Below are 2119 nucleotides of genomic sequence, written 5' to 3' on the forward strand. Positions count from 1 at the left end.
CATCATTTCGGCAGCCGTCATGGGCACACGCGCACGCTGAATGGCGTTCGTCCGACGGAAGCGCGCGTTTTTATGGCTAGAGTGGAGGCTCAGGAATAAAGGAGCCCCCACTCATGGAAAACAAGAACAAGAACGAAGATTTCGAGATCACGCCCAAGCTGGTGTTCGACCTGAACCTGGCGCTGTACCTCGACCTGGTGGCCGCCCTGGAGGGCGCGGGCGCCATCACCTACCGCCAGATGGCGGCCCGGGTGCTCAACATCAGCATGGATGCGCGCGCCGACGGCGAGAACGGCCTCGCAACCGCGCTCGAGGGCGTCGCCAAGGGCTTTGCCGGCCAGGGCGGCGGCCTGTCGATCGAACTGCTGAAGGCCGCGCGCAGCCTGCGCGAGGACGACGCAATGGGCGACATTCCGATGCGGCCGACCGACGAGTGAACTGAGCGGCGAGCGCCGCCAAGAGCGCCCAGGTCGTCGTCGGGGCCCGACTGCGGCCGTCCGATCGACGCCTGCGCTTCAGTCCTGCGCCACCTGCAGCACCAGCTTGCCGAAGTTCTCGCCGCTGAACAGCCGGTTCAGCGCATCGGGGAAGGTGTCGAGCCCCACGACCACGTCTTCCTTGCTCTTCATGCGGCCGTCCTTGAGGTAGCCGGCCAGCTCGGCCGCGGCAATGGGGAAGCGATCCGCGTAGTCGAACACCACGATGCCTTCCATGCGCGCGCGGTTCACCAGCAGGCTCAGGTAGTTGCGGGGGCCGGCCGCGGGCATGCTGTTGGCGTTGTTGTACTGGCTGATGGCACCGCAGATGATCACGCGGGCCTTGCGTGCGAGCCGCGCGAGCACCGCGTCGAGGATCTCGCCGCCGACGTTGTCGAAGTAGATGTCCACGCCCTTGGGGCAGTGCGCCTTGAGGCCGTCGCGCACGGCACCCGCGCCGGCCTTGTAGTCGATGCAGGCGTCGAAGCCCAGCTCCTTCACCACCCAGTCGCACTTGGCCTGGCCGCCGGCGATGCCGACCACGCGGCAGCCCTTGATCTTGGCGAGCTGCCCGACGGTCTGTCCCACGGCGCCCGCGGCACCGGAGATGACCACCGTTTCGCCCGCCTTGGGCTGGCCCACGTCCATCAGCCCGAAGTAGCCGGTCATGCCCGGCATGCCGAGCACGTTGAGCCACTGGCGGATGGTGCCGGCGCGCAGGTCGATCTTGGCGAGCCCGTTGCGCTTGATCTCTTCCTGGGGCACGAGCATGTATTCCTGCACGCCCAGCGTGCCGTAGACCGTGTCGCCGACCGCGAAGTCCGGATTCTTCGACGCGATGACGCGGCCGATGCCGCCCGCGCGCATCACGGCGCCGATTTCCACCGGCGCGATGTAGCTCTTGGCGTCGTTGAGCCAGCCGCGCATGGCGGGGTCGAGCGAGAGCGAGAGGGTCTTGACCAGCACGCCGCCCTCGGCGGGCTCGCCGACCGGCTCGGTGGTGAACTGCCAGTGTTCGCGCGTTGCCGCGCCCTCGGGCCGCTTGGCGAGCCTGACCTGGTGATTGACGGGCGTTTCGGCCATGGGAGGTCTCCTTGGGAAAGGTCGTTGTTGCGGCGCCATGCTAGCGGCGCGCGGCGCCGTTGGCCGTAGCGCAGGCGACAGCACCACGCCCTGCCGCCAGCCGCTCAGGCCAGGCGAACCACGATCCGCAGGCCCGGATTCGCGTTGTGCACCGCGAGGCTGCCGCCGTGCGCCTCGGCGATCAGCCGGCAAAGGTACATGCCCAGCCCGACGCCGCCGGTGGCGCGTGCGCGCGCGCTGTCGGTGCGGTAGAAGGCCTCGGTCAGGCGTTCGAGCTGGGCCTCGTCGACGCCGGGGCCGTGGTCGCGCACCTCGATCTCCACGCCCTGCGCCGGCCCGTCGACCACGGCGCGCAGCGACACGCAGGGCGGGCGGGGCGCATCGGTGCTGTAGCGCAAGGCGTTGTCCAGCAGGTTGCGTACCAGCAGGCGGATGCGCATGCGGTCGACGGCGTGCGGCGGCAGTCCCTCGGCCAGGTCCAGGTGCACCTGCGGGGCGCCCGGCATCTCGGCCGCGACTTCGCGCACCAGTGCCGCCAGGTCGACCGGCTCGCGCTGCAG

At 69.5% G+C, this 2119-nt stretch carries 3 protein-coding genes; 1 reads left to right on the plus strand and 2 read right to left on the minus strand.

The window, feature by feature from the left end:
• Nucleotides 1–113: 113 nt before the first annotated feature.
• Nucleotides 114–437 (plus strand): hypothetical protein, encoded by a 324-nt coding sequence (locus AC1DOC_RS30785; protein WP_015867646.1) that lies wholly within the window; start codon nt 114–116, stop codon nt 435–437.
• Between the two features lie 78 nt (nt 438–515).
• Here AC1DOC_RS30785 and AC1DOC_RS30790 read toward each other — a convergent pair whose 3' ends face one another.
• Both AC1DOC_RS30790 and AC1DOC_RS30795 read right to left on the minus strand, forming a co-directional pair.
• The gene (locus AC1DOC_RS30790; protein WP_015867647.1) at nt 516–1559 is read right to left on the minus strand and encodes an NADP-dependent oxidoreductase; all 1044 of its coding nucleotides are present in this window, start codon (nt 1557–1559) and stop codon (nt 516–518) included.
• 104 nt (nt 1560–1663) lie between these two features.
• Nucleotides 1664–2119 (minus strand): sensor histidine kinase (locus AC1DOC_RS30795; protein ID WP_478131236.1); only part of this gene is annotated, 456 nt, incomplete at its 5' end.

It is taken from the genome of Variovorax sp. 01T439_2 (genome assembly GCF_056398445.1).

What these genes read in the sequence shown, in the direction of transcription:
- AC1DOC_RS30785 (WP_015867646.1), top strand. Translation starts at nt 114, where the DNA reads ATGGAAAACAAGAACAAGAACGAAGATTTCGAGATCACGCCCAAGCTG.
- AC1DOC_RS30790 (WP_015867647.1), bottom strand. Translation starts at nt 1,559, where the DNA reads ATGGCCGAAACGCCCGTCAATCACCAGGTCAGGCTCGCCAAGCGGCCC.